The 653-nt window shown below is 49.6% G+C and carries 2 protein-coding genes; both read left to right on the forward strand.

Annotated elements, in window-relative coordinates; genetic code table 11:
• A partial coding sequence (locus R7Q11_RS26920; RefSeq protein ID WP_225467081.1) for an NAD(P)H-dependent oxidoreductase occupies nucleotides 1-403 on the forward strand: 403 nt, incomplete at its 5' end.
• A partial coding sequence (locus R7Q11_RS26925; protein WP_225467082.1) for a cation:proton antiporter occupies nucleotides 387-653 on the forward strand: 267 nt, incomplete at its 3' end. The genes R7Q11_RS26920 and R7Q11_RS26925, both read left to right, overlap by 17 nt.

The following is a 653-nucleotide window of genomic DNA, read 5'->3' on the forward strand; positions in this document are numbered from 1 at the left end:
TCATGATGTGATTGTCTTTCATCATCCTCTTTATATGTATTCATGTCCGGCGTTGTTGAAAGAGTGGTTAGACCGAGTACTCGGCAAGGGCTTTGCGTTTGGCGACGGTTCTGCACTGGAAGGCAAATATTGGCGCAGTGTGATCACCACGGGTGGTAAAGAAGAAGCCTTCAGTGCTAGGGGGTATAACAAGTATCCGTTAGAGCAGATTCTGCAACCGTTCGAGTTGACGGCGGCACTATGTCAGATGCATTGGATGGAGCCGCTGGTGTTGTATTGGTCGCGCAATGTTTCTGATATTGAACGCTATGAACACGCGGAGCAGTATCGTCGATGGCTGAGTAATCCTCTTGATGAGTGGGAAGCAGAGCACCAAGGAGGTCAGCATGGCGATAACCAGTGAGTTTCTACAAAGCAGTGTCGTGTTTCTGTCGGCGGCGGTGATTGCTGTTCCTTTGGCGCAGCGATTTGGCTTAGGTTCGGTGCTTGGCTATTTGTTGGCTGGGGTATTGATTGGCCCTTGGGGATTACGCCTGATTAGCGATGTCGATGCGATTCTGCATTTTGCCGAGCTCGGGGTGGTGTTGCTGCTGTTCTTAATTGGCTTGGAATTGAACCCGAAAAAATTATGGCAAATGCGAGGGCCGATTTTA

The sequence above is a fragment of the Vibrio sp. 970 genome (assembly GCF_033339075.1).